The organism is Suipraeoptans intestinalis, assembly GCF_034091795.1.
GTDB lineage: Bacteria > Bacillota > Clostridia > Lachnospirales > Lachnospiraceae > Suipraeoptans > Suipraeoptans intestinalis.
Window position 1 is genome coordinate 32,600 of record NZ_JAXFXH010000012.1, and the last position, 24,037, is coordinate 56,636.

Below are 24,037 nucleotides of genomic sequence, written 5' to 3' on the forward strand. Positions count from 1 at the left end.
GTTTCCTCTATCTGCCTGTCTTTTCCTCTTGCCCGGAAGCCTGCTGCCGCCTGCGGCACTCCCAGATCTGTGCCGCGGATCTGGTTTCTCCCAGGATCCCATAGACGTTGGAAAACAGAATCGCTCCCAGCCGGATCTCTCCCTCTCCGCGGATCGTCAGATATTCCTCTATCTTTTCCATCACCGCCTGCATCAGCCGCTTTCTTTCTGCTTCCCCACAAAGCCCCAAAGCCTCGTCTGTTGTCACGCTGCGCAGGATCCTGCAGGCCGTTTCTTCTTGCAGTCCGCTTCTGAGTGCGGCCGCCGCCAGAATCTCCATCCGGCAGTCTCCCCATCTGGAATGGGTATTCATGATCCCGCCGGCCACCTTGACCAACTTTCCAATATGTCCGGCAAACAAAAGTCCTTTTGCTCCCAGCTCTTTTGCCATATCTATCGTCTCTCCGATGTAATTGCTGCACTTGACTACTGCTTCCGCCTGTACCTGTTCGTATTTTCTCAGAAAGTCCAATCCGTAATTCCCAGGTGCCGCAAGGATATACGTTTCCCCTTGTGCCAGCTTTACCTGCAGCTCTACCCGAATGGTGTCTTTTAGCGCCTGTTCGCTCATGGGTTCCACGATCCCGCTGGTTCCCAGGATCGACAGCCCCCCTACGATCCCCAGTCTTGGATTGAAGGTTTTCTTTGCCAGTTCTTCTCCTCCCGGAATCCGGATAGTGACCCGGACATCTGCTTCACAGCCGGCTTCCTCGCAGGCTCTTTTCACCTCTTTTTCTATCATCTTTCTGGGGATCCTGTTAATAGCGGCTTCTCCTATCGGTTGATCCAGTCCTGCCTTGGTAACTCTTCCGATCCCCTCTCCTCCACAGATGGACACGCCTTTTTCCCGACTCCATTCTACCGTACTATAAACCAGAACGCCATTGGTAATATCCGGATCGTCCCCACTGTCTTTTTGGATAGCGCAGGTTGCCTTTTCCGGATAGCTTCCTTTTCCGTACAATATCTGCCGCTTCTTTGTCAAAAGGGTCAGCCGCTTTCCTCCGGGAAGATCCACCTCTACTTCTTTTGGCTCTGTTCCTGTCAGAAGCTGCTGCATGGCCGCCTTCGTCGCTGCCTGGGCACAGGTGCCTGTGGTATATCCACTGGCCAGTTTCTTCATGCCGGCTCCTCCTCATCTCTTTTCTATGCTTTGCTCCCCCCACAGTCTCTACAGGCCTGCTGATGGCAAGCGCCAGCTCCTTCGGATTTTCCCATGCCATAGAATGTCCCGCATTCTTTACAAGTTCCATCCGTTCCTGTTTGCGTCTCAGTTCCTCATACGCTCTGTCCGGCAACGATTTTTCTCCGTATATAAAACATCTCGGAAAGTCAAACTCATGCACTGTCGTTTTCCACAAAGGATCGCCGCCGACGATTGCATCTTTTGAAATTTCATAGGCTGCCTTGGGAAGCCAGTTTTTTAAAGTTGACGTCCACATGGTATTCCCTGACTTTTCGTATTCTTGTATTTTCAGCGACAGCTCTGCTTCCAGATTTTCACAAGATAACCGGGCTATCTCCCAACTGGCTGCACTCTCTTCGCTCGGTTCTAGATTCGGTTCATTTAGTATTAATTTTTCTACTCTTTCTCCACAGAAAGCACAAAGCTCTATTGCTACCGCACCGCCCAGACTGTGCCCATAAACTATGACGTTTTCAAGATTTCTGTCCTCCAGAAATTCCTTTAAATATTTTGCATGTGCTTTCACACTGTACACAAATGACTCCGGTTTATCACTGTATCCGGCGCCCAACAGGTCGATCACTATTTTTCTGTGATCTGCCAGGGATTCCTGAAAAGCGACATCTATGTAGTCAAATGAGCCTGCACAGCCTAAACCGTGAAGAAACAAAATAGGCGTTTTCTCTCCCGGAAAATCAAAATATCTTAACTTGAACCTGCTTCCTCTCAGTGTATATTCTTTCATTCCCAATACCCTCTGCAAATCCGTGAAATCACCTTTTCTTCTCCTTCTATTTCACTCTAGTATTTTCTTCCATCTTTATCAAAATTCTTTTTTAGTGCACTTTCCGTCAGGCAAATAATAACGCCAAAACTCATCATCTGTGCCATGGTAATGCCAAACCCGATCCAACCGATCTCTCCCATCTGCTTTCCCATGCAAAAGGGCATAATGCCAACAGACAACAGAAATGTAGGGAAAAACATCCTCAAAGAATTTTGAGAGCACTTTTTTTGAGCAAATTCCCAAGTGTCCTGGTTTTTCATGGAGCGTGCCGTTCTATATCCACTTGTTCCATTTATTTCTTTGAATTTAAATTTAGGACAGATGTACCAGTTCCATAACAAAGCCAGTGGTATCAGTAACGTTGCCACAAACATAAATATCCAAAATCCCATGACATAACCTCCTCGCAGATTATTTTTCTTTCCTGTTTCCGTAGTACCACAAACTGAAACTGGAATCAATAGCCGCGATCCACATGCTTCCATTTTCCGCCGTTGGTTCTCACCAGAATCCAATTCCACTCGTTATATGTACTGTTAGGCTTCAGCGATCCGTCCATCTTTTCATGCCGTCACCTCCGCAAATCATTTCAATGCTTCTGATCGTTCAACAAGAAAGTTTTCTACACATTCTTCAAAACTCAATCCCATTCTTTCTGCAAGAACAGCCAGCCACCAAACACATTCACCAATCTTGACAGGGAGCACTTCTTTCTCATCACTCGGCCAGCGTCCTTGATTATCCATCGTTAATCTGCCGACCAATCCGGCATCTGTTAGAAAGGCCAATGCATCCTCTTCTACCGACCAAACAGAACCATGAATCTCCTTTTCTAATTCATGATACCGCTCTCTTATCTTCACTGACTGGCCACTTACTTCTTTTAAATTCATTAAGTTCCTCCTGAAAATTCAATTTTATTTTATCAAAACTATTCACAATAGTTGCTTTCTTAAGTGTCATTTTTTCATGGAATTTTCTTTGCCACTCTATTGCATAGATCCATTTTGGTTTCCAGGCTGATGGATTCCGCATGAGGTCTATTACAAAATCATTTTTGAGCCCGTTCTTCTTTCGTCATAAATTGTTCTCCTCAACAAACTGGAATTTATATATCAATTTCCTGCATGTTAATAGGGCTTCCGTAAATATCTGTAATCTCAGTCTTTTCATCATAAGTAAGATCATCAATAAAAATACACCATTCATCAGGATGTCCACCGACAAATTTCATTTTAGAAAGATGAATTTGGCTTGGGTTTTTAGCATATAAACATATCCTATTATCACCCCAAAATCGTGTAAGTCTTAAGGTCTGTTTTTTGTATATAACATCTATACTTTTCATTGTCACCTCTACAAATTGGGATTATGCTATCTCATTTTTTCTTGACACTCACTACACTCTCTATCGTGAATAGAAATAATTCCACCACATTTAGGACAAGTATATTTTATTTTCTGTTGTTCCATAAACTGCTCCGAATCTTGTTCTTTAACAAAATAGCTATTATCTATAAGGCTTGCTTGATACCGTTTATTATAACTTTTTTCAAGATTTTTAATCAACTTACATGGATATTCAATACACTCAAAACAATATGATAGTGCTTTTGCTTTGATGCAGTCCTTTATTTTGCATTTACGACAATGTTCAGGTTTTCCCTTATCACTATTCAAACACCCAGCACAAGGTTTCTTATGGTAACAGTGCTTATAACAAACTTTACAATTCATTCCACATGGGGCAAACATACTTATATCAATTTTTTCTGGCATTTTCATATTTGTTTACCCCTTTCATCAACTTTTAATTTATAATACTGCCTCGCATTTCTCATCTTATTGACCAGAGGTCAATAAGCATCCCTCGCTCAAAGAGCTCGGTCAATTCAAAGTTATCTTTTTCTTAAAAAATAGCATGAAAAAACATAGGAATAAGCAGAATTAAAATCGCACCTACTACACATATAGTAATCACTTTTTGAAAACTTCGTTTTTCCTGTTTATCCATATCATTGTACCATTTCATGGACAGACACCTCCACAACTTTCCATTTCAATCATACAGTAAGTTATTCTAAATTCTCCTGTATCCCAACAATATATTCGTCACTGTCAGTACCAATCACCACTATAAGATAGCCTGCCTTTTTCCAAAGTTCACCAAGTTGCCCGCAAAACTGCCTCACTTCTCCGAATTTTGGAAAAGCATTTTCATCTATGGGCAGCCCGGTTTTCTTTCCTCTGCTTAGATTCTTCATCATAAATACAAGGGTTTCTCTATCTCTTTTTATTCCAAAAACGCTGTGTTTTCAGGAATCTCAACATCTGACTGATAAGCTATAATATGTTCATAAGCAATTCTGTGCCAATCATCCGTAACACTTCCATCTGTATTCATGAAAAAGGTAGAATTCATGTATCTTTCTATGATATATTCACTGGTATTTTGGTCAAATCCATTCCCCATATTGAAATCAATTCCCTTCCCGTTATTCTTTGCCATAACCGCCTCAAAAATCGGCAGTGTCAATTCATTTAACGGAATTTTCATGTCGGGCTTGTCGAAGAATCCACCTTTTTCTTTTTGATAAATAAGCAAATTACTTAAAGTACCGTTACTCAGGCACTTTACTCTTTTAATATCCGAAAGCTTCACTTGATGCTTAGAACCGACAAGTGCTCCTTCCTTTAATCTGATTTCTTTTTCCTTTAGCGAAAATCCTATTTGTAAATCAAGCGTGTCTAGATTATCTGGGAACACTTCTGTCAGCTTATTCTCGGCAAAAGCGATTAAAATTGATTTTGTTTCCCACATATTGTTAAATTTATAGCCCACATTTTCTACATCTGTGTCAATCTCTTCCATATTTTTTCCTTCATGATTCCGAAATATCACAGTGTAATGAGAATTTGAGTTTAAATAGCTAGGAACAATAATAGAGCCGACATCAGCAAACTTGATATTCAAAGACTTTTTCCCATTTTCAGACTCGTAGCTAACACCTTCACTACTAACATGCAGTTGATATTTCCCTTTTTTGTTGAAGTTAATTCCCTCGTTTCCAAAAATTCGTTTCATTTACTCTTCCTCTTCATTCTATTTTTCTCACATCTATATATCAAAACCCTAAGTGAATGATCGGTATCCTGTGAATCTTATCTGCAAAATATATATATCTTTGTCTTAAGCTTTAGGTTTTTACAATTTTCAAGAACTTCCTTAAAGAAACCGCCAACACTGATAAGTTCTGTCTGTGTTTTGTTTGCAAATTCAGCTGGATGATTTATGCCAAAGTACATCTGTGCGTCGGTATTACCTGTTTTCTTCACATATTTATTGGCAAGCTTAACCCCTTTGAATTTAGATTCAGCTTAGAGACATACTCACTGCTCAGTTCCTTACACTTGAAAACTGAAATTTATTCTTGTATCTCAATCAATCCTCCGTCTGAACTACTGCCCGCGCAACACTCGAAGCTGCCGCAAAGAGTACGCCTGCAACAGGCCAGAGGATCCACGTGAAATCCCATCGCATAGTCCAGAAGCTCCAGCCAAGATAAATCGCAGTGGCCAGGCACCAGTATGCACCGGAGAAGGCCCCCATCTTTCTCTGGATCTTTTTCTCCTCCAGGGTATACTCCCCCTCCTGAAGAAGTGTGTCATAACTTCCTTTTACCATACTCACCCGGATGATCAGGTTTACACCTACTGCGATCAGGACAAGCAGTACGCCTACAAAAATCGCATAGATGTAATCCGGAGCTCCCATTGCGCCTACGATGATCATCGGTACCACAGCAATAATGCAAAGTACAACACCAACTGCGATGCCTCTGGTATACGTCCCCTCATAGGTACGATTTTTCTCTTTGACCATTCCGGTGACGCCGTATTCCGTCTCAAACCCATCCCTCTCCAGATGTTCGCTGTGGCTTGCCTTTATTCCGTAAGTTATGAACATAAACACCGCAGCTGCGATCATAGCGAAAAGCACGGTACCTCCAAGGCCTACTGCCAGTCCCTCTGAGATGTGGAAGCGCGGCTCCTCAGATAAGGCTCCGAGAATGACTATCAGAACCGGACTCACTATGCAAAGTGCAGTCGCATTCGCTACGATCGGCGCTCCCTTCTTCCGCAGCTTCAGGAATTCATTTGCCTCTTCCATGGATACCCTGCGGAGCGTCCCACCTTTCTCTGTTTCATCATAGACAGTCGGCACACTCGGTTTCGAAACCATGTCGTCTTTGAGCAGGTAATCTGTAGTCACGTCAAACAGTGTGGCTAGCTGAATTACCTTTTGTAGATCCGGGATCGAACCTGCACTCTCCCATTTGGAAACCGCCTGCCTGGAAACACCGAGCTTTGCAGCAAGCTCTTCCTGGGACCATCCGTTCTTTTTTCTTTCCTCTGTAATCTTGTCAGCTAAAATCATGTTGCTTCTCCCTTCGTTGATTTTTACTGAAAGGATAGAGTATCCTGCGGTTGCATACCACCATGCATGGCTGTCAATTTGTCAAATGCGGGTTGCAACTGCCGTTTTCTTCTATAAAGTCTTATGCAGTTTCCAGAAATCAATGGTCTCCTGCAGATCCGCCTCGTCTTTAAAGAGGTTCATCTTCTTTCCTATGGCAATCGCCATATCCACATACATATTGGCTCGTGCAGTAATTACATGCTCGCCCACCACAAGAGCTTCCTTAACAGAGTGTGTCGATTCTATCCCCTCAAGAATGCCTGCGTTGTCTAATTCATCAACGCCGTTGCATATACCGGCAACCAGTTGTTTATGATCCACAACCGCTCTAATAAAGGAATAAACTTCTTCATTAGCAATGGATGAGATGTTTCCGCCGGGCACCAAAAGCAGTTCTACATCTTTTGGGTCAATATCCTTTAACGCACAGCTTGCATTCAGTGAAAACTTTTCCTGTGCAGTGACCGGCTTTCCGTCTATGGTGACAAAAAGCAATTCGTGGCCACACAGTTGGAGAAAGTAGTTGATGATCACGATCTCATAGATACAACATGTCTCGTAAAGTAATACAACTGTTTTCATTTTTCACTCCTTTCCGGGCAATAACGGAAGAGATATCTTTTTCTCAAAATTTTTGTTGAGAGAGATTAACCACTTTTCAACGACAAAGCACCTCTATAAACAGATACACTCCACACATACGAAGCACCATACATATGGATCCAATAATTCCAAGTATCACCCTTGCCCACTTATGTCTTCGTGCGTGTTCCATAATAAAGGCGCTTACCGACACAATAAAAAGAAAATAACCTCCGAATATTCCAATTAGACAAATGAGTGGGGGTATCCATCCAGTGTGTTAAAAAAGCTTTTCTTACAATATGTTTTGTAAAAATGAAATAGGAAAATATAGCTACAAGATAACAAAACATATCCACAAGATATAAGTATTGAAGGACACTGCGTCTATGGAAACATATCATTGCCATCAAAAGAACTATCATAATTATCGGCACACGTAGACACCATAAAATATACCCATCATTCATGATAATATCCACCCCCAATCCAATACTGCTATGAAACAAACTGAGATTTGATGCTTTATTCCTGAAGCCTATTCATTGATCAGGCATGGTTTCCCGTCTCATTGCACCATGTCGCAATCTTCGAGAGTAGCTCCGGATCGACTTTACCATATGGGATACGGATGGTTCCTTTGTCAACATGGTAGTTCTGTAATTCAGTAGCAAATTCTGTTACGGCTTCCGGTCCAGGATAAAATCCGATATGCTTTTTAAAAGCAGCGAAATGTAGGATATTGTGTCCCTTCCAGTATGTCGGCATACTCCAGGAAATACGTTCCTCAGCATCCGGAAGCGCTTCACGGAGAATCCGGCGTAGGAAGCAAAGGTCATCCCTGAACTCCTCACTCTGGTTTTCAATATATTCATCTATGCTCTTTGGCTTTTCGCCGCAGTAATGATCCTGACCTTTATTCCTGAACTTGCGTCCACACTTCGGACATTTCCATTTCGCAGAGGGAGCCTCGTTTCGCAAAATCTTATCCATCGGTCTGCCTTTTGCAAGCTCATCCACAAGTTTATCCAGCCAGCGGATCTTCTGCATCAATGGATCTTCAATGCTTTCAACTCTGATCCCACATACACTGCCTGTGATCAGGCGGCTATTGGGATTGATTTGCGGCGCTTCATCAAAGAAAGTTTCATAGGACACATCCCTTGCAAGCTGCTGCGCTATCTGCCCAGGTGTGTACCCGGTCAGCCAGCAGCATACCTCGTCCACTTCCTCCTTGGTTCTTCCTTTACGTTCTGCTTTTGCAATAAGCATTGGATATACCTTTGCCACGCTCATTGAAAAAATTTTTTGATTGTCCAATGATCTCACCTCGTCGCTAAGTTCAAAGTTACATATTCCTACAGGCCAAGATTTATCTTTCTCATCTGACTTTCGCAGGTTTCTTTTCCGGAAGCTCTGTATACATACCATCCAGAAGTTCCAGAACAAGTGCCGTATCTTCAAATCTATCAAATACATGCATCAGTGTTTTTGAGCCCTCATACGGATAACGCAGTTCGGAATCTGCAAGCAGTCTGTCCGATGTCGGTGTTCTTTTTAAAAACAGTTCATTATTGCAAATGTCACCTAGCAGCTTACCGTTAAAATATACAAGGTATCCGCCCATCATGGATTTTATGACAATATCACCTGCTACGGAAAAAACCGCACGAACATACTCATGAAATTCATTCACTATGATTACCTCCTTCAAATTAAAATTTACATATCCCTACAAACCGGAAATCCCATTTTGGGCACAGATGCAGTATAAAAGCCCAATTTATGAAAATTCTACCAGTCTAATATTTTATCTTCACTTACTACCTTCCAAGCAAATAAAATTTCTTTTGCAAATCCCACTTGATATTTTCCTTTTCTGATAACCCTCTTCAATCAGCGGATACTTTATTATACCACTATGCATCCATTATTTACATAAAAAATGGTCGATAGAACAATCAATCTCCACCGACCATCAAAATCTCATCCTTTTATTTCCATACTTCTTTCCCTTTGCCAGAGCCAATTTCAAAATGATATTTTACAATTCCAAGATCAATCTTTGTGTAAAACCCAAACCCTGACACTTTTGCCATAACTTGATCACCGTTTCTTTCAAAACGAAACTTTTGCTGATTCACCGCAGTCGGTGCAAGCAAAGCCGCCTCCAGACCGGCCTTATACCAGGCAGGATCTCCATTTTTATAATCACTGATTTCTGTGATGGCTTTCACTTTGTGATCCGCTCCGCTGTTTTCTCCATAGCCCAGAGCCACAACCAGATACCGCTTCTCTCCGGCATTCACTGCTCCCTGGCTCTTTCCCTTTTTATAGGTCAGCGCAACCCAGCAGGAATTGATTCCAAGCTCCTGCGCTTTAAGTACTACTCTTTCACCATAATATCCTGCTTCCATCTCTTTTCCTCTTTGACCTATGATGGCCAGATAATTCCTGCATCCTTTAAATTGTCCATATGTTGGTTTCCCAGCCTGAAAAGCCTCCGGTTCGTCTGTTATCAGTTGGATGTGCATACCGCCCTCACGATTGCACACATCAATTTCCTGTTGCAATATTTTTATTGCTCCTTCTTCAAGCGCTTTATCCGTAAACCGTCTTACAGAATGTCTCTGCTTCATTACTTCCATCATATCCATGGTTGTTTCCTCCTTACATCTCAAAGATTTACTTCTCACACCGGAAAGATGTGTTTGACCCTTGAACACTTAATAATATAAACAATACAATAGGATCTTTCAGGGATATCCGTAATTTCCTGACGAAAACGAGACGTCCAGCTTTCCGATCCTGCAGTTATTCGCCTGCTTCCTCTTGCAAATCAACCCGTACTTTTTCTTCTTTGATTTTCACATCTTTATAGGGTAACTTTATCTCAAATTCACCACGGTTAACTTGTTTAAAGCCTAATTTAGTCACTTCGTCCATCGTAAGATTAAATGTTAGGATGGAGACTGTTTTGGGTCTGAAACATCCATGAACAGTGTATAAGCCAAAATCTCGCCCCTTGTAATAGCAATGTTTCTCCCATCTATAGACATTTCCAAGCTCTTTTACATCTACGAGACGAAAGCTACCGTAGATGTACTCTGTGAAGCCAGGTGTTTTTAATCCACTCTTGAGGATAAATTTCCCATCCTGTTTGTAAACAGTACATTTTCTTTTATTAAAAATAGTTTCTCCGATATACATCGCCCTCAAAAATGGATCCTCTTTTATGCGGTCTTCCACATATGCAGCCCGTTTTCTCCCGGCCGGTCGTCTCAACACTGCACCATAACGTATTGTACTCGAAAGAAAGAGCAAGAATAAAATAGACATAACCAGTAGACCTATTATCTGTAACCCACTTAAATGCGGAAAGTCAGTCCAATTATAGACCATGCCGTAACCGAAAACTCCAGTAAGTGCCAAAGACACCAAGAAACGTATTAAATTTCCACTCTTGAGATTGTTGATTTTCAGGAATAATTTATCCGATAAGTGCTTAAGAAATAAGCGAATAAGTCCCATCTGGCTTCTTCTCCTGCTACTATATATTCATGGTTGATACTCCAACATCCCGCCAGGATGTTATCCCGCTAGCTGCTTGTGCTATGGAATGCGTAAAACATTCGGTCTGAGCATTGTCCCCTGACACCTTACATTCTTAACTAATTCAGCCATCCAGCTCCTCCTTCGCAGCGTTCGTTTTACGCAGAACTCATCGTTCGTGTGTCTCCCGTAGATTGTGTAGGCAAAGAGTAAAACTGGATTAGTGTTCCTTATAGAATATAACATCTAATTTGTCTAACAATAACTTTTTCTTTCTAAACCATTTCGCAAACCATCTATCTGTCTTTGTCAATTCATTTATTTTCACCTCTACAACTCTGATTTTCTTATCTCTGCAAACTGGGATTTGATGATTTATTTGCTTTGGTTATTTGAAGAAGTATCATCGTCTTTATTTTTATGTTTATTTGCAATAGATCCACCTATAGCTACCCATGATGACCCTAGGCATAGAAACATTATCCACATAGTATTGTTTGAACCTCTATTTAAAAAGCTTATAGCTGCCATAATATAAAAACATATTGCACCTATAAAGAAGCCTAATGCTACTTTATTATTTTTGTCCATAGTTTCCCTCCAAATTCAAATATGACTTACAGTTTTAGTTTATCTATCTAATTGCGCCGAATACATGTTATACCGATTATTTTAGTGGTTAAATCAACCTTTTTAGAGTTGTATCCGAAATTTTATCACTTTGTTTCAGTAAGTCTCGTCTCATTAAGTTTAGTAAAGATAAATATCTATCAAATTTCTCTTTTGCTTGAACTTCTGTTTGTCCATTATTGGTGAAATTAATATCTCCAATATCTGCCAGCTTCCTAATGATTGGCTCAGTAGAAAATAATATAATTTCTTGTTTGACAGCTATTAACCGCAAACGCAGTTCTTCCCTATTTGCACGTTGACTTGTGGACTGAGAAACGATTACCATAAGTTCTTTATATATTCTGAGTTTTTCTAAAAACAGTTGATGTTTCAAATTTGAACGATGATTCAAAAATATAGAAACCACTGCTACTACTGTTGTTGTAATTACTGCTGCTATAGAAATAATGTCTTTAAAATTCATGATCCCTCCTATAAATTCCAAATTTATAATACTGCCTCACATTTCTCATCTTATTGACCAGAGGTCAATAAGCATCCCTCGCTCAAAGAGCTCGGTCAATTCAAATTTTCTTATCTCTACAAACTACGAATTATCGGTTTATCCAATCTTCCTTTTTTAAGCAGGTTATATGTTCTGTTCTCATTTCGTTCAGCATAGGACATGGAACATTTTCCTTCGTGTACTGATATTGAAATCCACATTTCTCCTGAACTCTCTTCGACTTGGTATTTCCGTCAAAATAGCCACACCATACTTTTTTAAGATGCACTTCTTCAAAAGCATGGCGAAGGATTTCCTGTACGGCCTCCGGAATCAATCCCTGTCCCCAATATGGGACTCCGATCCAATATCCTACCTCTCCTTCTGTATCAGGTATTCCGATGTTGCTTGCTTTTCCAACCATCAACCCAATACTCCCAATAGCACATCCTGTGCCTTTGTCAACAACTGCATATGTTTCTGGGGCTGATAAAACATTGCGGATAATATCAAGACTGTTTTCTATACTTGTATGAGCAGGCCATCCTGCGACAGGACCCACTTCAGGAGCACTCGCATATCTATATAAATTTTCCACATCAGCTTCTTCCCACGGACGAAGAATTAGCCTATTTGTTTTTAGAATCATCAATATTCCTCCCGAAAAACTCTAATTTTCACCGTCAATCAAACTTGAATATTCCCCATAAACCGTGGGGGAGTTATTATTCAAACCATGCAACAGCACGAACGGGAGAGCCAGCAGAGTCTTCTATCTTCAAAGGAAAGCAACTGAAATAGAACAATTCATTCCCACACTGTTCAAGATTGCAAAGATTTTCAATATTTACGATCTCTTTTTCCTTAAAAAGTCTTTTATGCCTCGTCAAATTTTCATCTGAAATCGGATCAAGACCAATCACATCGAATCCTATTCCTTTGAAATTGCCTTCTATGATAAAATCCATTACGGCATCATTCAGACATGGATAATCTCCGAAGTACGCTTCCGTGCCCCATCGCTTATCCCAACCAAGATTGAACAGAAGAAAATCTGCTTTTTCAGAAGCATCTCCAACCCTGTGAATATGCTCCATTGTGATGGAATCCCCCTCAGATAGATCTCTGCAATTAATGACAACTGCTTTTCCTATAAACTGCTCCGGTGGAAACTGGTCTACTGTTTTTCCATGGGCAAATAAATGTGCCGGAGGATCCATATGTGTGCCCGTATGGCAGAACATGGATAATCTTGTTTCTTTGAAACCGTCCTTTTCATATGTGTTGGCAGGTTCCAGTACCGGTGGTTCCATTCCTGGATAAACGGGCATATGCTCTCTGATTCTGTGTGTTAAATCAATCACTTTCATAAATTTTCCTCCACAACTTCAAACTATTGATGCTGACAAACAGGGATCTGTTTGCCTATTCATGATCCTTCGCACTGGCATCATTTAGGTCTTGATTTAGCCGTAAACTCTGCCAGACTGACTTTGATTACAGAAACGGAAGACGCCATTTTTTCACTAATTTCAAATTTTCTGCCAGTCTGATTCTCCATAAGCAGTTGAAGTCCCTTCATTTTTTCGTATGGATCCTCAATGATCTCGGCATAGCCTTTTCCAATAACAGACGCATATGTGGAACCATATGTACAAGGATTATCTCCCCCAGATACCAATTCGATATCGCATTCCAATTCCACACAGGCGTTGGGATTCATCTGAATCAAATCCAGCTTACGCCCTTCTCGTGAGCCATGCATATAAAATATAAGGTTGTGTTTCTCTTTCTCATACTCATATCCATAATGCAAGGGAACAATATATGGAAATTTTCCATCCAAAAGTCCCAAATGAAGTATTTGGGCTTTGTCAACAATCCGCAAAATTTCTTGCGTGTCTGTCACTTCACGGTCTTTCCTTCTCATTTTTCACCTCTGCAGCCCCTGATTTTCTTATCTCCAAAAACCAGGAGTTATCTGTCCCAATTTGTCCATTTATCCTGCTCTGTGATTCTCCGAATCACTCTACACGGATTACCTACTGCTACACTGTTATCCGGAATATCCTTCACAACAACACTACCGCCACCGATTACCACATTGCTGCCGATAGACACCCCTGGCATCACCTGAACACCAGCGCCAATCCATACGTTATCACCGACGACAATGGGGTATGCGTATTCCAATCCCTGATTCCGTCTTTCAAAATCGATCGGGTGTCCGGAGGTGTGAAAACCGCACGACGGCGCAATAAAAACATTATCTCCAAAAGTTACCCCTCCCGCATCCAGAATCACCAGACCATGATTGGCATAGAAATTTTCTCCTACCTTGATACGATATCCATAATCACACCAGAAGTCTGGCTCAATATGCACCAAATCTCCTGTTTTTCCAAGGATGTTTTTCAATACCCGGTGACGTTCCTCTACATCCTCAATCGGCAAGGAATTATATATCTGGCACTTGGTTTTGCATCGAACACGTTCTGCTTCCAGTTCTATATCATAATTTGCATCATAGAGTTTTTGATTCTCCATTTTTTCCTTTTCTGTCATTTGTACCTCCTGTCTATTCTAATGTAGTATCCCTAACATGCTTTCCTGTATCGTTTTTTTCAGGACTCTATTTGCCGTTATCAGTATCGGTAAAAATAGTGGAGCTGCACTCACTATAAAAATCGGTATCAGCCGAAAGAATATCAGCAGAACGGCGCCCCGTTTCTCATTCCAGGAACTTCCCCAATCGCCGGTAACAAGGGGAACTACAGACTCTATAACGCCAAGATACCAACTGACAAATTCATTGTTCCTATTGTGAGGATTCATGACCCATCCGAAAAAGAACAAAGAAAAGGCAGGCAAATATAGAAACGCAAATAGAAAGCTATAACTTCTTGTTCTTTCAACAGCCTTTAAGCAGATGCTGTCTTTTTGCTCCCGGCTTGCTCCTTGCAGCTTTGCATCCTTGAAGCACTCCCTTTCAAGCCTGTATCGAATATATTTATATCGCCAGGATTTTTGTAAGTTCCGTTTCATCCTTTTCATTGATCCACTCTTTCTGTTTTACAGAACAGGAGCCCCTATCGCCCTTGTGTTGCCATAGTCAAATACCGTCAGAATCTTCTATGACAAGGCTACCGTCTATTTCTCTTCCTAATATCGTTAGCTGTTCCATATCATCTGAATCACTTGTACCAAATGGATGGAACGAGGTGTTTCCTGTGAGAGTTTTGTATTCCCTTGGTCTGGCTCTAAATGAGATTTTTTCATCTTCCGTCACGATATCCAGCATTACGAATTTATCTTCCGCCAAAGCCGACTGCTACTTTATCGGTGTCACCAGAGAAAGCATTCTTTCGCCAAGCTCCTTGACTCCAAGTTCCTCCAGCAGAGGCCCCTCATACCCCATTCTAAGAATCATCTCATGATTGATGGGAACATGCATAGTAAGTCGCAGGCCACGATGTGGACCTTCCGCCGGTTCTTCATAAGCATATCCCCTCATTGTGTCACTGCTGATCCAAAATCCATTGGAGGGAGCATAGGATTCCAGACTTTGGAAGTTTCCTCTCTCGTTTGAAAACATTTCAAAATAAAACCGATGATGTTTTTTTCTTTGCCTTTCGGACCTAAACTCTCCGTTTAATATTTTTCCGCCCTTCGGGCCAAACAGTAGATAACAAAACGTATAGCCATCCAGCTTCTTCTCGTCCGTATACTTTTCCAACCGATCCCATCGTAATACAGAGTATCTTTTCAAGCCATCTTCATTGACCCCATCCCCGTAAATAAAGTAATTCTTCGGAATTTTTACGGTACAGCCACTCCTCTGCGTGTCGTCTGTTTCTATTCCCATGGATACTTCCATGACTCCTTTACTGTCTACGTACACTCCGGTTTCATCCGGTTGATTGGAGCTACATCCTGCAAGTATCACCAGCATTCCTGCCAAGAACGCCATTCTAATTTTTTTCTTCATGCTTCTTATCCCCTTTTACATCCTGACTTTTAGATGCTCTATCTTCACAATCTCATATGTTGGGAACAATGCTTTGTAACGGATCCGGCTCCTGTCTGCACTCCCAAAAGCCGCTACGCCGTGATTTCTATCTGATTGCCTTCGATTGCCACGATGCAGCTTTCATAATATCCGTCTCCGGTTGTCCTTGGTCCGCTGATCACCTGAAAGCCTTCTTGCTGCAGTCTCGCTGTCAACGCATCCACCCCCTCTTTACTCCCTACAGAAAAGGCAAGATGTGCATAGCCTGTACGTGCCAACGGCTTTTCCAGATCCCACATCTTTGGCTTTTGCATGAGTTCCAGCCTCGCCCCCTCCTCAAAGGTTATAAAATAGGAGCGAAAATCCGTCGTTTTATTGTGATATCCTGCGTTGGCATGTCCTCCTAAATACTTGACAAAAAAGTCTTTCGCCCGCTCCAGGTCACTTACATACATGGCAATATGCTCGATCCTCATGTTTCCTCCCTATGCTTCTTTTTAAAAAATTTTCAAGCTGTTTCTCTGTCTTCCTGTCAAAAGCAAGCCTCTCGACGCCCCTTTTCCCTTTTCCCTTTTTCCTCTTTCCCATACCCTTGGAATTTTTAGACATCCTTTTTTCTGTTTTTTGAATTAGCTTATTATACCATGGTTCTTACCTGATACACAAAAAGATCTCCGGAAATTTTTGTGGAATTTTTTCTGAGTTTTTTCTCTGAACCTTTTCCCTTTGACGTTTTCTTCCAGGTCCTGCGTTCCCTCTGTTTCGTAACAAGGACATAAAAAAGCGGTGTTCCTGCGCTTCCTTTACGGAAACAAAAGATCACCGCTTTTACGATGTTCTGTTTTGCTTGATTGCCTGCAACAGATCTTATGACGTCTGTGGAAGTCTCTCCTTCTGAACCCTTTAGATTTCTTCCAGCAGTCTTGTTACCAGCTTTTTAAAATCCTTCGCCACTCTGTCTGCCGTCTCCTGTACTTCCTTATGATCCAGCTTCTGGGGAAGGATTCCGGCTGCCATGTTGGTGATGCAGGAAATCCCGCATACCTGCAGTCCCATATGTTTTGCCGCTACGGCCTCGCATGCAGTACTCATTCCGACTGCATCAGCTCCCAGGATCCTGCTCAGCTTCACCTCTGCCGGCGTTTCATAAGCCGGCCCTGTAAACTGCATATAGACACCTTCCTGAATGGCAACGTCACATTCCTTTGCCACCTTCCGGATCACTTCCTGCAGGTCCTTATCATAGACGTTGCTCATATCGGGAAATCTGGTCCCCAGCTCTTCCAGATTTTTCCCGATCAGAGGACTGGGCACGGCAAAGGCAATATGATCTGTCAGCATCATGAAATCTCCTGCCTGGAACGCAGTATTCACGCCGCCTGCCGCATTGGTCAGAACCAGTTTTTTGATGCCCAGAAGCCCCATCAGACGGGTGGGAAGCACCACTTCCTGCATGGTATACCCTTCATAAAAGTGTACCCTTCCCTGCATGGCAACGATAGGCGTCTTTCCTACATACCCAAATACAAACTGTCCCTTGTGCCCTGCTACGGTAGATACCGGAAAGCCTTCGATCTCCTCGTAGGGCACCCGTTTTTCCACCTGGATCTCTTCTGCAAAATCTCCCAGACCGGATCCCAGGATGATCCCCACTTCCGGCACAAAATCTGTTTTTTCTCTTACGCTGCCAAGACAGCGCTGCAATCTCTCGTACATTCTTTTTTCCTCCTGTTCTGTCATGTATGATGATATCTCTTACCCCTCATAAGAGATGCTGTAACCTTCTGCCCGCTCTTTCCCAGATACGGCGCAGCCCTCTCCCGGTTCTTTTCATTTGGACAGGAGATATTCATCCGGCTCAATGATGCGGTCTACGATCTCCTTTAATTTCCTGTACTGCTCTTCTTCGATCACGATCTGATTTCCTACCTTCGTAACCAGTCCCTGCTCGCTGAATTTTTTCACGGAACGATTGATGGTTTTGACGCAAAGCCCCGTCTCATCCGACAGCCCCTGACGTTCTCCCTTCATCCGCAGAACTCCGTCTTTTCCATACATTTCAAAGCGGCGCACCAGAAGCATAGCCAGACGATCCGACCCCTGCAAAAACAGATAGGCTCTGCTGTCTCTTCCCTGCTGAAGCAGGTATCCGCCCATAAGGCGCGCCTCTCTTTGCAGTGCAGACACATCCGATTTGATCCATTTTTCAAACTTCGCCACCGGAATCTTCAGGATGGTACAATCCGTCACCGTCTGCAGGGTGGTGCGGTACTTGTCCAGATCCAGCAACACCTCCATCCCGCCCATGGCATAGACTCCTTCAAACCGCATAAAGTCAAACTGAATGCCATAGAACCGGTAATCGGTAGCCTTGATGACGCCGTCACCGATCAGGTATACATAGTCCACCGGCGCTCCTTCCTGCACAAATATGGTCCCTCTTTTCATTTTGTCGATGATGATGAAAGATTCCAAAAGCCAGATAGGCGCCGTCTTAAAATACGTTTCAAACAATTCCCTTCTTTCCTCCGGAATCCGGCTAAGAAAAGGAATCGCATGCTCCAAATAATTTTCCTTCATGAAGATCACCTGCACTTTTTCCAGAGTTCCTGTTTGACGAGATCGGAAGCAAATGCTGTTTCTATCGCATTCTGCGTCAGCTTCCTGATTTCCTCCTCCGTTACTCCATATGCCCCTGCAATATGAGCCATCTCTTCTTCTATACTGGTATTGCTGACTGTACGGTTATCTGTATTGACGGAAACCAGCAGATCGTTTGCCAAAAATTCCTGAATAGGGTAAAGCTCTCCCTCTTTCACCGCTTTTGTCTGCAGATTACTGGTGGGACAAAGCTCTACTCCCACCTGATTTCTTCTGCACAGCTCCATCGCCTGCTTCTGCCCGCGAAGAGCGATCCCGTGACCGATCCTTCTTGCTCCCAGTTCAATGGCTTCCGTTACATTTTCCACACTGCCGCATTCTCCCGCATGGATGGTAAAAGGCAGTCCCAGCTTTCGCGCCTGCAAAAACACCTCCCGAAACAGATGCATGGGATAGGCCGCCTCATTTCCCGCAAGATCCATGGCACACACCCCTTCTCCCAGAAATTCTCTGGCCGCCTCTGCCAGACGTAATCCATCTTCTACACTATGGTGTCGCATGGCACATACGATCACGTTATAGTAAACGCCACATTCTTTCTTCCCTTCGGCAAGCCCCTCCAGCACGGCTTCTATCACTTTTTGCGCCGTCAGTCCCTTTGAAACGGACAGCAGCGGTGCAAACCGAACTTCGATGTAGTCGATATTTTCTTTCTTTGCGCCAAGGAGAAACTCTTTTCCTGCTTTTTTCAGATTCTCCTCTGTCTGCAGATACTGCAGGGGAAGATCAAACTTTTCCAGATATTCTGCAAGGCTTCTGCATGCTCTTCCCACCTGTATCTCACTGGTTTCTACACGTCTTCCCGTCACCTCTTCAAACCATTCCCTGCTGAGGGAACCGTCCAGATGACAGTGCAGATCTAATTTTGGAAGTCTGTTTTCTCTTGTACACATACACGAGCCCTCCCCTGACAAAACGGCTTCACCCATTCTGTGATCCTTTGGATCACCGGTCCTGCGGAAACTACGGTCAGCAGTGTCACCACTCCCAGTGTTCCCCCCAGTAAAAATCCGGCAATCATCATAATTCCGTCAAACAGCCACTTGGCCTTCTTAAACTCCCAGTGCAGCCTGTCCCGGATCACCAGTGCGATCCCCGTCATGGGATCTACCCCGATATTCACGGCAATATACAAAGCCACGCCCAGATACAGCAGCAGACACCCTGCCACGCTGGCCAGAATCCGGCACCAGAGCGCATCTGCCACGAAAATTTTGGTATAAAAAAAGGAGCCTATATTGACACATGTTCCATATGGTATCAGATAAATCAGTGTCCCTATGTTTAAATACTCCCTGCCTAAAAACCACAATATGACCGCTAAGACCAGATTCACCAGGTTTGATGCCACACCCAGTTGTCCTCTGGTCAGTCCCAGGGCATTTCTTATGCCGTCATAAAAAATGCCCACGGGATCATTTCCCAGTTGTGCCATGGCGTTGAATGCCACGCCGAATCCGATACAGCAGATTGCGGCGCAGGCAATCAAACACCTTCTGGCGTCTATCTTGTTTTTCATCACTACTGGATGTTTTCAACCTTTACGATTTCTGTTGCAATGCCGGAAGCATCCTCTGCGACATCATCCTTTTGAACGGTAATGCTTCCATCTTTCAGTTTTCCAAAGATCTCATCATAGTCTTTCTGTGTGAAGTTTTTGAATCTGTTGGTTTCCATTGCCAGCCCTACGCCATCTTCTGCTGCCGTAAAGGTCAGTGTCTTTCCGCCTTCAAACTTCTTGTCATAGAAGGAAGCGATCGCATCGTATACGGAGATGCCAAGTCCCTTCATAGCAGAGGTGATAACGGTATCAGACTCACCGGACTGATCTACGTCTACACCGATCACAGTAGTTCCTTCTCCCTCTGCTGCTGCCATAACAGAGTTTCCTACTGCGCCGCCGCATGCGAAGATACACTCAACTCCTTCTGTATACCAGGATTTTGCCAGTGTCTGGTTTTCCGGAGAAGCCTCAAAGTTTCCTACATAGGTGTATTTGATGGATACGTCCCCTGCGTTTAAGCCCAGCTCTTTTGCTGCTGCGTCTGCTCCCTGGATATATCCGTAGCCATAACGGATTACGGCCGGCACTGCAATACCTCCCATAAATCCAAGCTTCTTGTATCCTTCTTTTACTGCTGCATAGCCTGCCAGATAGCCTGCCTGCTCCTCGGCATAGTAGATTGCCAGTGTGTTGTCTGCGATATCCACTTTTCCGTCTGCATCCTTTGGCTCTGCATCGATCAGGATAAAGCTGACATCCGGATATTTGCTCTGTGCTTCGTGGATCGGTCCTTCAAACAAGAATCCCGGAGTTACCACCAGCTTTGCGCCGCCCTTTACTGCCAGGTCGATGGCTGCCAGACACGCCTCATCAGATTTTTCTTCCGGCTTGTAGTATTTGTGGGAAATGTTGTTTTCTTTTGCATACTTCTCCAATCCTTCCCAGGATCCCTGGTTAAAGGATTTGTCGTCGATGGTTCCTACGTCGGTGATGAGCGCCAGTTCATAGCCCTCTCCCTTTTTCTTGTCTCCGTCGTCCGATGCCGCTTTTTTGCTAACGCATCCCGCTACCAGACCTACGGTCATTGCTGCCACTAAGAACAGACTCACTACTCTTTTTTTCATACTTTTCCTCCTTTTGTACCTCTTAGTACCCTTTTGTTCCTTCGCCTTTGATAAATGAAACAGCCGAACTGGTCCCGATCCGGTCGCATCCCGCCTGAATGAACGCCTCCATATCCTCCACGCTCTTCACGCCGCCTGCTGCTTTCATTTTCACCTGGCTACCTATATGCGATTTAAACAACAATATATCTTCCATTGTTGCACCGCCCGTTCCAAATCCGGTAGAAGTTTTGATGTAGTCTCCTCCGGCTTCTGTCACAGCCTTGCACATTGCGATCTTTTCTGCTTCCGTCAGATAGCAGGTCTCGATGATCACCTTCAGAATATGATCTCCCGCCGCCTGTTTCAGTGCTCTGATTTCATCTGTGACATACGAAATGTTTCCGTTTTTTACTTCTGCAATATTGATCACCATATCGATCTCTGACGCTCCGTCTGCGATGGCCTGCTTTACTTCCTCCACCTTTGCTGCCGTGCAGCTGTATCCCAGCGGGAAGCCTACCACCGTACAGATATTGATCTGATCCCCGTAAGTCTCGTGGATCCTTTTGATGTAAGACGGAGGCACACACACGGAAGCCGTCCCGTACTCTATCGCTTCTTTGCAGAGGGTATCAATATCCTCCCAGGAAGCAAATGCTTTCAACTGTGTGTGATCCACATGGCTTAACAATTCTTTTCTGTCCATTTTTCTCTCCTTTTTTAAAACCTCTCAACTGCTTCTTTCGTCACTCTGGCGTAGATCAGCGGCTCTTTCTTCGGAGCCTCTACCTGTATCCTGACGGAGCTGACATACTTCTTTTGTGCCTGTTCCAAAAGGCTGGAATCGGAAGTATAAAGCACTGCGATCACATCCTCCTTGGTCACATAATCTCCCACCTTACGCTTCAGAACGATCCCCGCTGCCGGATCAATGGCGCTGTCTTTGGTCTGACGGCCTGCGCCCAGCATGGAGGAAGCGATCCCGCATCCCTCTGTATCCATCGCTCCGATGTATCCTTCTTTTTCTGCAAATACCTGCATACTGTAGGGCGCCTTTGCAAAACGGGACGGATCCAGGATCACAGAAGCGTCGCCGCCCTGGGCCTCCACCATGGCCGCCAGTCTTTCCAGGGCGCTTCCGTCCTCAATCTTTGCTTTGGCAAGAGCCATACATTCTTCTATGGTTCCCTTCCCTGCCAAATATAACATATTTCCTGCCAGATGAATACACACTTCCGTCAGATCCGCGGGCCCGTTGCCTTTTAGGGTCTCCACCGCTTCCATGACCTCCAGGCTGTTCCCGATATTGTTTCCAAGAGGGATATCCATGTCTGTGATCAAAGCTGCCGTCTTTCGTCCGGCATTTTCTCCGATACTTACCATTTCCTTCGCCAGAGCAATGGAATCCTCCAGCGTCTTCATAAACGCTCCGCTTCCCGTCTTGACGTCCAGCAGGATGGCGTCACTTCCTGCCGCCAGCTTTTTACTCATGATAGAAACTGCGATCAAAGGAATACTGTCTACCGTAGCCGTCACGTCCCGAAGGGCGTATAGCTTCTTATCCGCCGGCGCCAGATTGCCGGTCTGTCCGATGATGCTAAGTCCGGTTTGGTTGACCACTCGGAAAAACTCTTCTCTGCTCAGATCGGTGCGCATTCCGGGAATGGCCTCCATCTTATCCACGGTACCGCCGGTATGCCCCAGCCCTCTTCCTGACATCTTTGCCACCTTTACACCGCAGGCTGCCACAATGGGTCCGATGATGAGGCTGGTCTTGTCGCCCACGCCTCCCGTAGAGTGCTTATCTACCTTGATCCCTGCAATAGCGGACAGATCCACCATGTCTCCCGAATGTGCTACCGCCTCCGTCATGGCAACCGTCTCTTCCTCCGTCATTCCCTGAAAATAGACAGCCATCAAAAACGCAGACATCTGATAATCCGGAATTTCTCCTGCCACATACCCTGAGATCACTTCCCGAATCTCTTCTTCCGTCAGGACACCTCCGTTTCTCTTTTTCATGATCACATCATACATTCTCATTATTTTCGTCTCTCCTTTATCTGCTTCCCTTATCATACGGAATACCCACTGCCTTCGGCGCCTGGGAATTCTTGGATGTAAATGCCAGCACCACTAAGGTGGCGATGTAAGGGAACATTTTGTAAAACTCATTGGGAAGAGGAAGCCCCTTCAACATAGGAATCGCTGAATAAGCGCTCGCCAGCGTTTTCATTACCGCAAAGAAAAATGCCGCATAGAAAATCTTCTTGCTCCTCCACTGTCCAAAGATCAACACGGCAAGAGCCAGGAATCCGTACCCCGCCACGCTGGCGTTAAATACGGTAGAGGTGGGGATGATAAACACCAGTCCTCCGATTCCGGCCATCACTCCCGAGATGAAGACTCCCGCATACCGGATCTTATAAACGTTGACTCCCACCGAGTCCGCCGCGCTGGGATGTTCCCCGCAGGCTCTCAGGCGAAGTCCAAATTTGGTCTTTTGGATCACAAAGGCCGCTACTGCAAAAATAACCAGCCCGATATAGGTCGTAATATAGGATTTCTGGAAAAGCATGGGCCCGATCACCGGGATCTTTCCCAAAACAGGCACACTGTCGATCCGGAAGGTGTTGCTGAAGGGAATCTGCTGTACACCCAGGATCATCCTGGCCACCAGTACGGCAAAGGCCGGTGCGAACATATTCAGCGCCGTACCGCTGATGGTCTGATCCGCCTTCATGTTTACCGCTGCAAACGCATGCAGCAGGGAGAAAACGCCTCCCACCAGTCCCGCTACCAGAATCGCCAATATCAGCAGAGCCTGTCCGGTGATCTGATGCTGGAACAAATGGATAAATACCGTTCCTACTAAAGCCCCCATGATCATGATTCCTTCCAGAGCAATATTGACAACTCCGCTTCGCTCAGAATACATGCCTCCCACTGCCACGATCAGAAGTGGAATGGCAAAAAACATAGTCTGCTGCATGATAAAATACAAAATACTCATT

31 protein-coding genes and 1 pseudogene are annotated in these 24,037 nt (G+C 44.1%); all 32 read right to left on the minus strand.

All coding sequences use genetic code 11. The features are described from left to right. Positions 1-7: 7 nt before the first annotated feature. Positions 8-1,162 carry a cobalt-precorrin-5B (C(1))-methyltransferase CbiD gene (cbiD, locus tag SOW26_RS04090; RefSeq protein ID WP_276959077.1) on the minus strand — a complete coding sequence of 385 codons (1,155 nt, stop codon included), beginning with the start codon at positions 1,160-1,162 and terminating at the stop codon, positions 8-10. Positions 1,163-1,244: 82 nt separating this feature from the next. Next, positions 1,245-1,970 (minus strand): annotated as a pseudogene (locus SOW26_RS04095) (alpha/beta fold hydrolase); the annotation flags it as partial. Positions 1,971-2,026: 56 nt separating this feature from the next. Further along, positions 2,027-2,404, minus strand: coding sequence for an SdpI family protein (locus SOW26_RS04100; RefSeq protein WP_320651935.1), 378 nt, complete (start codon positions 2,402-2,404; stop codon positions 2,027-2,029). Between the two features lie 192 nt (positions 2,405-2,596). Further along, the gene (locus SOW26_RS04105) at positions 2,597-2,905 is read right to left on the minus strand and encodes a nucleoside triphosphate pyrophosphohydrolase family protein (protein ID WP_320651936.1); all 309 of its coding nucleotides are present in this window, start codon (positions 2,903-2,905) and stop codon (positions 2,597-2,599) included. Between the two features lie 215 nt (positions 2,906-3,120). Further along, positions 3,121-3,360 (minus strand): hypothetical protein, encoded by a 240-nt coding sequence (locus SOW26_RS04110; RefSeq protein ID WP_320651937.1) that lies wholly within the window; start codon positions 3,358-3,360, stop codon positions 3,121-3,123. Between the two features lie 26 nt (positions 3,361-3,386). Beyond that, positions 3,387-3,797 carry a DUF3795 domain-containing protein gene (locus SOW26_RS04115; protein ID WP_320651938.1) on the minus strand — a complete coding sequence of 137 codons (411 nt, stop codon included), beginning with the start codon at positions 3,795-3,797 and terminating at the stop codon, positions 3,387-3,389. Between the two features lie 290 nt (positions 3,798-4,087). After that, positions 4,088-4,309 carry a DUF6630 family protein gene (locus tag SOW26_RS04120; protein ID WP_418896369.1) on the minus strand — a complete coding sequence of 74 codons (222 nt, stop codon included), beginning with the start codon at positions 4,307-4,309 and terminating at the stop codon, positions 4,088-4,090. After that, positions 4,306-5,097: a hypothetical protein gene (locus SOW26_RS04125; RefSeq protein ID WP_320651939.1), complete on the minus strand. Its 792-nt coding sequence runs from the start codon at positions 5,095-5,097 to the stop codon at positions 4,306-4,308. The genes SOW26_RS04120 and SOW26_RS04125 overlap by 4 nt, the downstream gene beginning before the upstream one ends. Before the next feature lie 357 nt (positions 5,098-5,454). Beyond that, the gene (locus SOW26_RS04130; RefSeq protein WP_276960094.1) at positions 5,455-6,450 is read right to left on the minus strand and encodes a helix-turn-helix domain-containing protein; all 996 of its coding nucleotides are present in this window, start codon (positions 6,448-6,450) and stop codon (positions 5,455-5,457) included. 111 nt (positions 6,451-6,561) lie between these two features. Continuing rightward, positions 6,562-7,074: a DJ-1/PfpI family protein gene (locus SOW26_RS04135; RefSeq protein WP_320651940.1), complete on the minus strand. Its 513-nt coding sequence runs from the start codon at positions 7,072-7,074 to the stop codon at positions 6,562-6,564. A gap of 549 nt (positions 7,075-7,623) precedes the next feature. Then, positions 7,624-8,394, minus strand: a complete 771-nt coding sequence (locus SOW26_RS04140) for a DUF2200 family protein (RefSeq protein ID WP_320651941.1) — start codon at positions 8,392-8,394, stop codon at positions 7,624-7,626. A gap of 61 nt (positions 8,395-8,455) precedes the next feature. Further along, positions 8,456-8,770 carry a TfoX/Sxy family protein gene (locus tag SOW26_RS04145; protein WP_276960096.1) on the minus strand — a complete coding sequence of 105 codons (315 nt, stop codon included), beginning with the start codon at positions 8,768-8,770 and terminating at the stop codon, positions 8,456-8,458. Positions 8,771-9,068: 298 nt separating this feature from the next. Then, entirely contained in the window at positions 9,069-9,731 is a 663-nt protein-coding gene (locus SOW26_RS04150) for a nitroreductase family protein (protein ID WP_276960097.1), read from the minus strand. A gap of 157 nt (positions 9,732-9,888) precedes the next feature. Continuing rightward, complete coding sequence (locus SOW26_RS04155; protein WP_320651942.1) at positions 9,889-10,605, minus strand: hypothetical protein; 717 nt, start codon at positions 10,603-10,605, stop codon at positions 9,889-9,891. 396 nt (positions 10,606-11,001) lie between these two features. Then, on the minus strand, positions 11,002-11,217 hold the full coding sequence (locus SOW26_RS04160; RefSeq protein ID WP_154476197.1) for a hypothetical protein: 216 nt from the start codon (positions 11,215-11,217) through the stop codon (positions 11,002-11,004). A gap of 88 nt (positions 11,218-11,305) precedes the next feature. Continuing rightward, positions 11,306-11,722 carry a hypothetical protein gene (locus tag SOW26_RS04165; protein ID WP_320651943.1) on the minus strand — a complete coding sequence of 139 codons (417 nt, stop codon included), beginning with the start codon at positions 11,720-11,722 and terminating at the stop codon, positions 11,306-11,308. Positions 11,723-11,852: 130 nt separating this feature from the next. Next, entirely contained in the window at positions 11,853-12,392 is a 540-nt protein-coding gene (locus SOW26_RS04170; RefSeq protein WP_320651944.1) for a GNAT family N-acetyltransferase, read from the minus strand. A gap of 76 nt (positions 12,393-12,468) precedes the next feature. Next, a complete protein-coding gene (locus SOW26_RS04175; RefSeq protein ID WP_320651945.1) occupies positions 12,469-13,113 on the minus strand; it encodes a cyclase family protein in 645 nt (214 codons plus the stop codon). A gap of 80 nt (positions 13,114-13,193) precedes the next feature. Beyond that, a complete protein-coding gene (locus tag SOW26_RS04180) occupies positions 13,194-13,673 on the minus strand; it encodes a pyridoxamine 5'-phosphate oxidase family protein (RefSeq protein WP_276959151.1) in 480 nt (159 codons plus the stop codon). Between the two features lie 47 nt (positions 13,674-13,720). After that, positions 13,721-14,308 carry a sugar O-acetyltransferase gene (locus tag SOW26_RS04185; protein ID WP_154476227.1) on the minus strand — a complete coding sequence of 196 codons (588 nt, stop codon included), beginning with the start codon at positions 14,306-14,308 and terminating at the stop codon, positions 13,721-13,723. A gap of 18 nt (positions 14,309-14,326) precedes the next feature. Next, positions 14,327-14,797 carry a hypothetical protein gene (locus SOW26_RS04190; protein ID WP_320651946.1) on the minus strand — a complete coding sequence of 157 codons (471 nt, stop codon included), beginning with the start codon at positions 14,795-14,797 and terminating at the stop codon, positions 14,327-14,329. Positions 14,798-14,855: 58 nt separating this feature from the next. Then, positions 14,856-15,065 carry a hypothetical protein gene (locus SOW26_RS04195; protein ID WP_276959156.1) on the minus strand — a complete coding sequence of 70 codons (210 nt, stop codon included), beginning with the start codon at positions 15,063-15,065 and terminating at the stop codon, positions 14,856-14,858. Positions 15,066-15,074: 9 nt separating this feature from the next. Beyond that, positions 15,075-15,731, minus strand: a complete 657-nt coding sequence (locus SOW26_RS04200) for a hypothetical protein (protein ID WP_320651947.1) — start codon at positions 15,729-15,731, stop codon at positions 15,075-15,077. 113 nt (positions 15,732-15,844) lie between these two features. Continuing rightward, on the minus strand, positions 15,845-16,228 hold the full coding sequence (locus SOW26_RS04205) for a VOC family protein (protein ID WP_320651948.1): 384 nt from the start codon (positions 16,226-16,228) through the stop codon (positions 15,845-15,847). Between the two features lie 427 nt (positions 16,229-16,655). After that, positions 16,656-17,468 (minus strand): purine-nucleoside phosphorylase, encoded by an 813-nt coding sequence (locus SOW26_RS04210; RefSeq protein WP_276959162.1) that lies wholly within the window; start codon positions 17,466-17,468, stop codon positions 16,656-16,658. A gap of 114 nt (positions 17,469-17,582) precedes the next feature. Continuing rightward, the gene (locus SOW26_RS04215) at positions 17,583-18,332 is read right to left on the minus strand and encodes a Crp/Fnr family transcriptional regulator (RefSeq protein WP_276959164.1); all 750 of its coding nucleotides are present in this window, start codon (positions 18,330-18,332) and stop codon (positions 17,583-17,585) included. 5 nt (positions 18,333-18,337) lie between these two features. Next, a complete protein-coding gene (gene add / locus SOW26_RS04220) occupies positions 18,338-19,306 on the minus strand; it encodes an adenosine deaminase (protein ID WP_154476241.1) in 969 nt (322 codons plus the stop codon). Next, a complete protein-coding gene (locus SOW26_RS04225) occupies positions 19,273-19,932 on the minus strand; it encodes a YczE/YyaS/YitT family protein (RefSeq protein ID WP_154476243.1) in 660 nt (219 codons plus the stop codon). Before SOW26_RS04225 ends, add begins: the two co-directional genes overlap by 34 nt. A 2-nt stretch (positions 19,933-19,934) precedes the next feature. Next, entirely contained in the window at positions 19,935-21,041 is a 1,107-nt protein-coding gene (locus SOW26_RS04230; RefSeq protein ID WP_154476245.1) for a BMP family lipoprotein, read from the minus strand. Between the two features lie 22 nt (positions 21,042-21,063). After that, complete coding sequence (gene deoC, locus SOW26_RS04235; RefSeq protein WP_154476247.1) at positions 21,064-21,729, minus strand: deoxyribose-phosphate aldolase; 666 nt, start codon at positions 21,727-21,729, stop codon at positions 21,064-21,066. Between the two features lie 14 nt (positions 21,730-21,743). Beyond that, positions 21,744-23,066 carry a pyrimidine-nucleoside phosphorylase gene (locus SOW26_RS04240; RefSeq protein ID WP_154476249.1) on the minus strand — a complete coding sequence of 441 codons (1,323 nt, stop codon included), beginning with the start codon at positions 23,064-23,066 and terminating at the stop codon, positions 21,744-21,746. Between the two features lie 16 nt (positions 23,067-23,082). Then, positions 23,083-24,036: an ABC transporter permease gene (locus tag SOW26_RS04245; protein WP_154476251.1), complete on the minus strand. Its 954-nt coding sequence runs from the start codon at positions 24,034-24,036 to the stop codon at positions 23,083-23,085. Position 24,037: the final 1 nt, after the last annotated feature.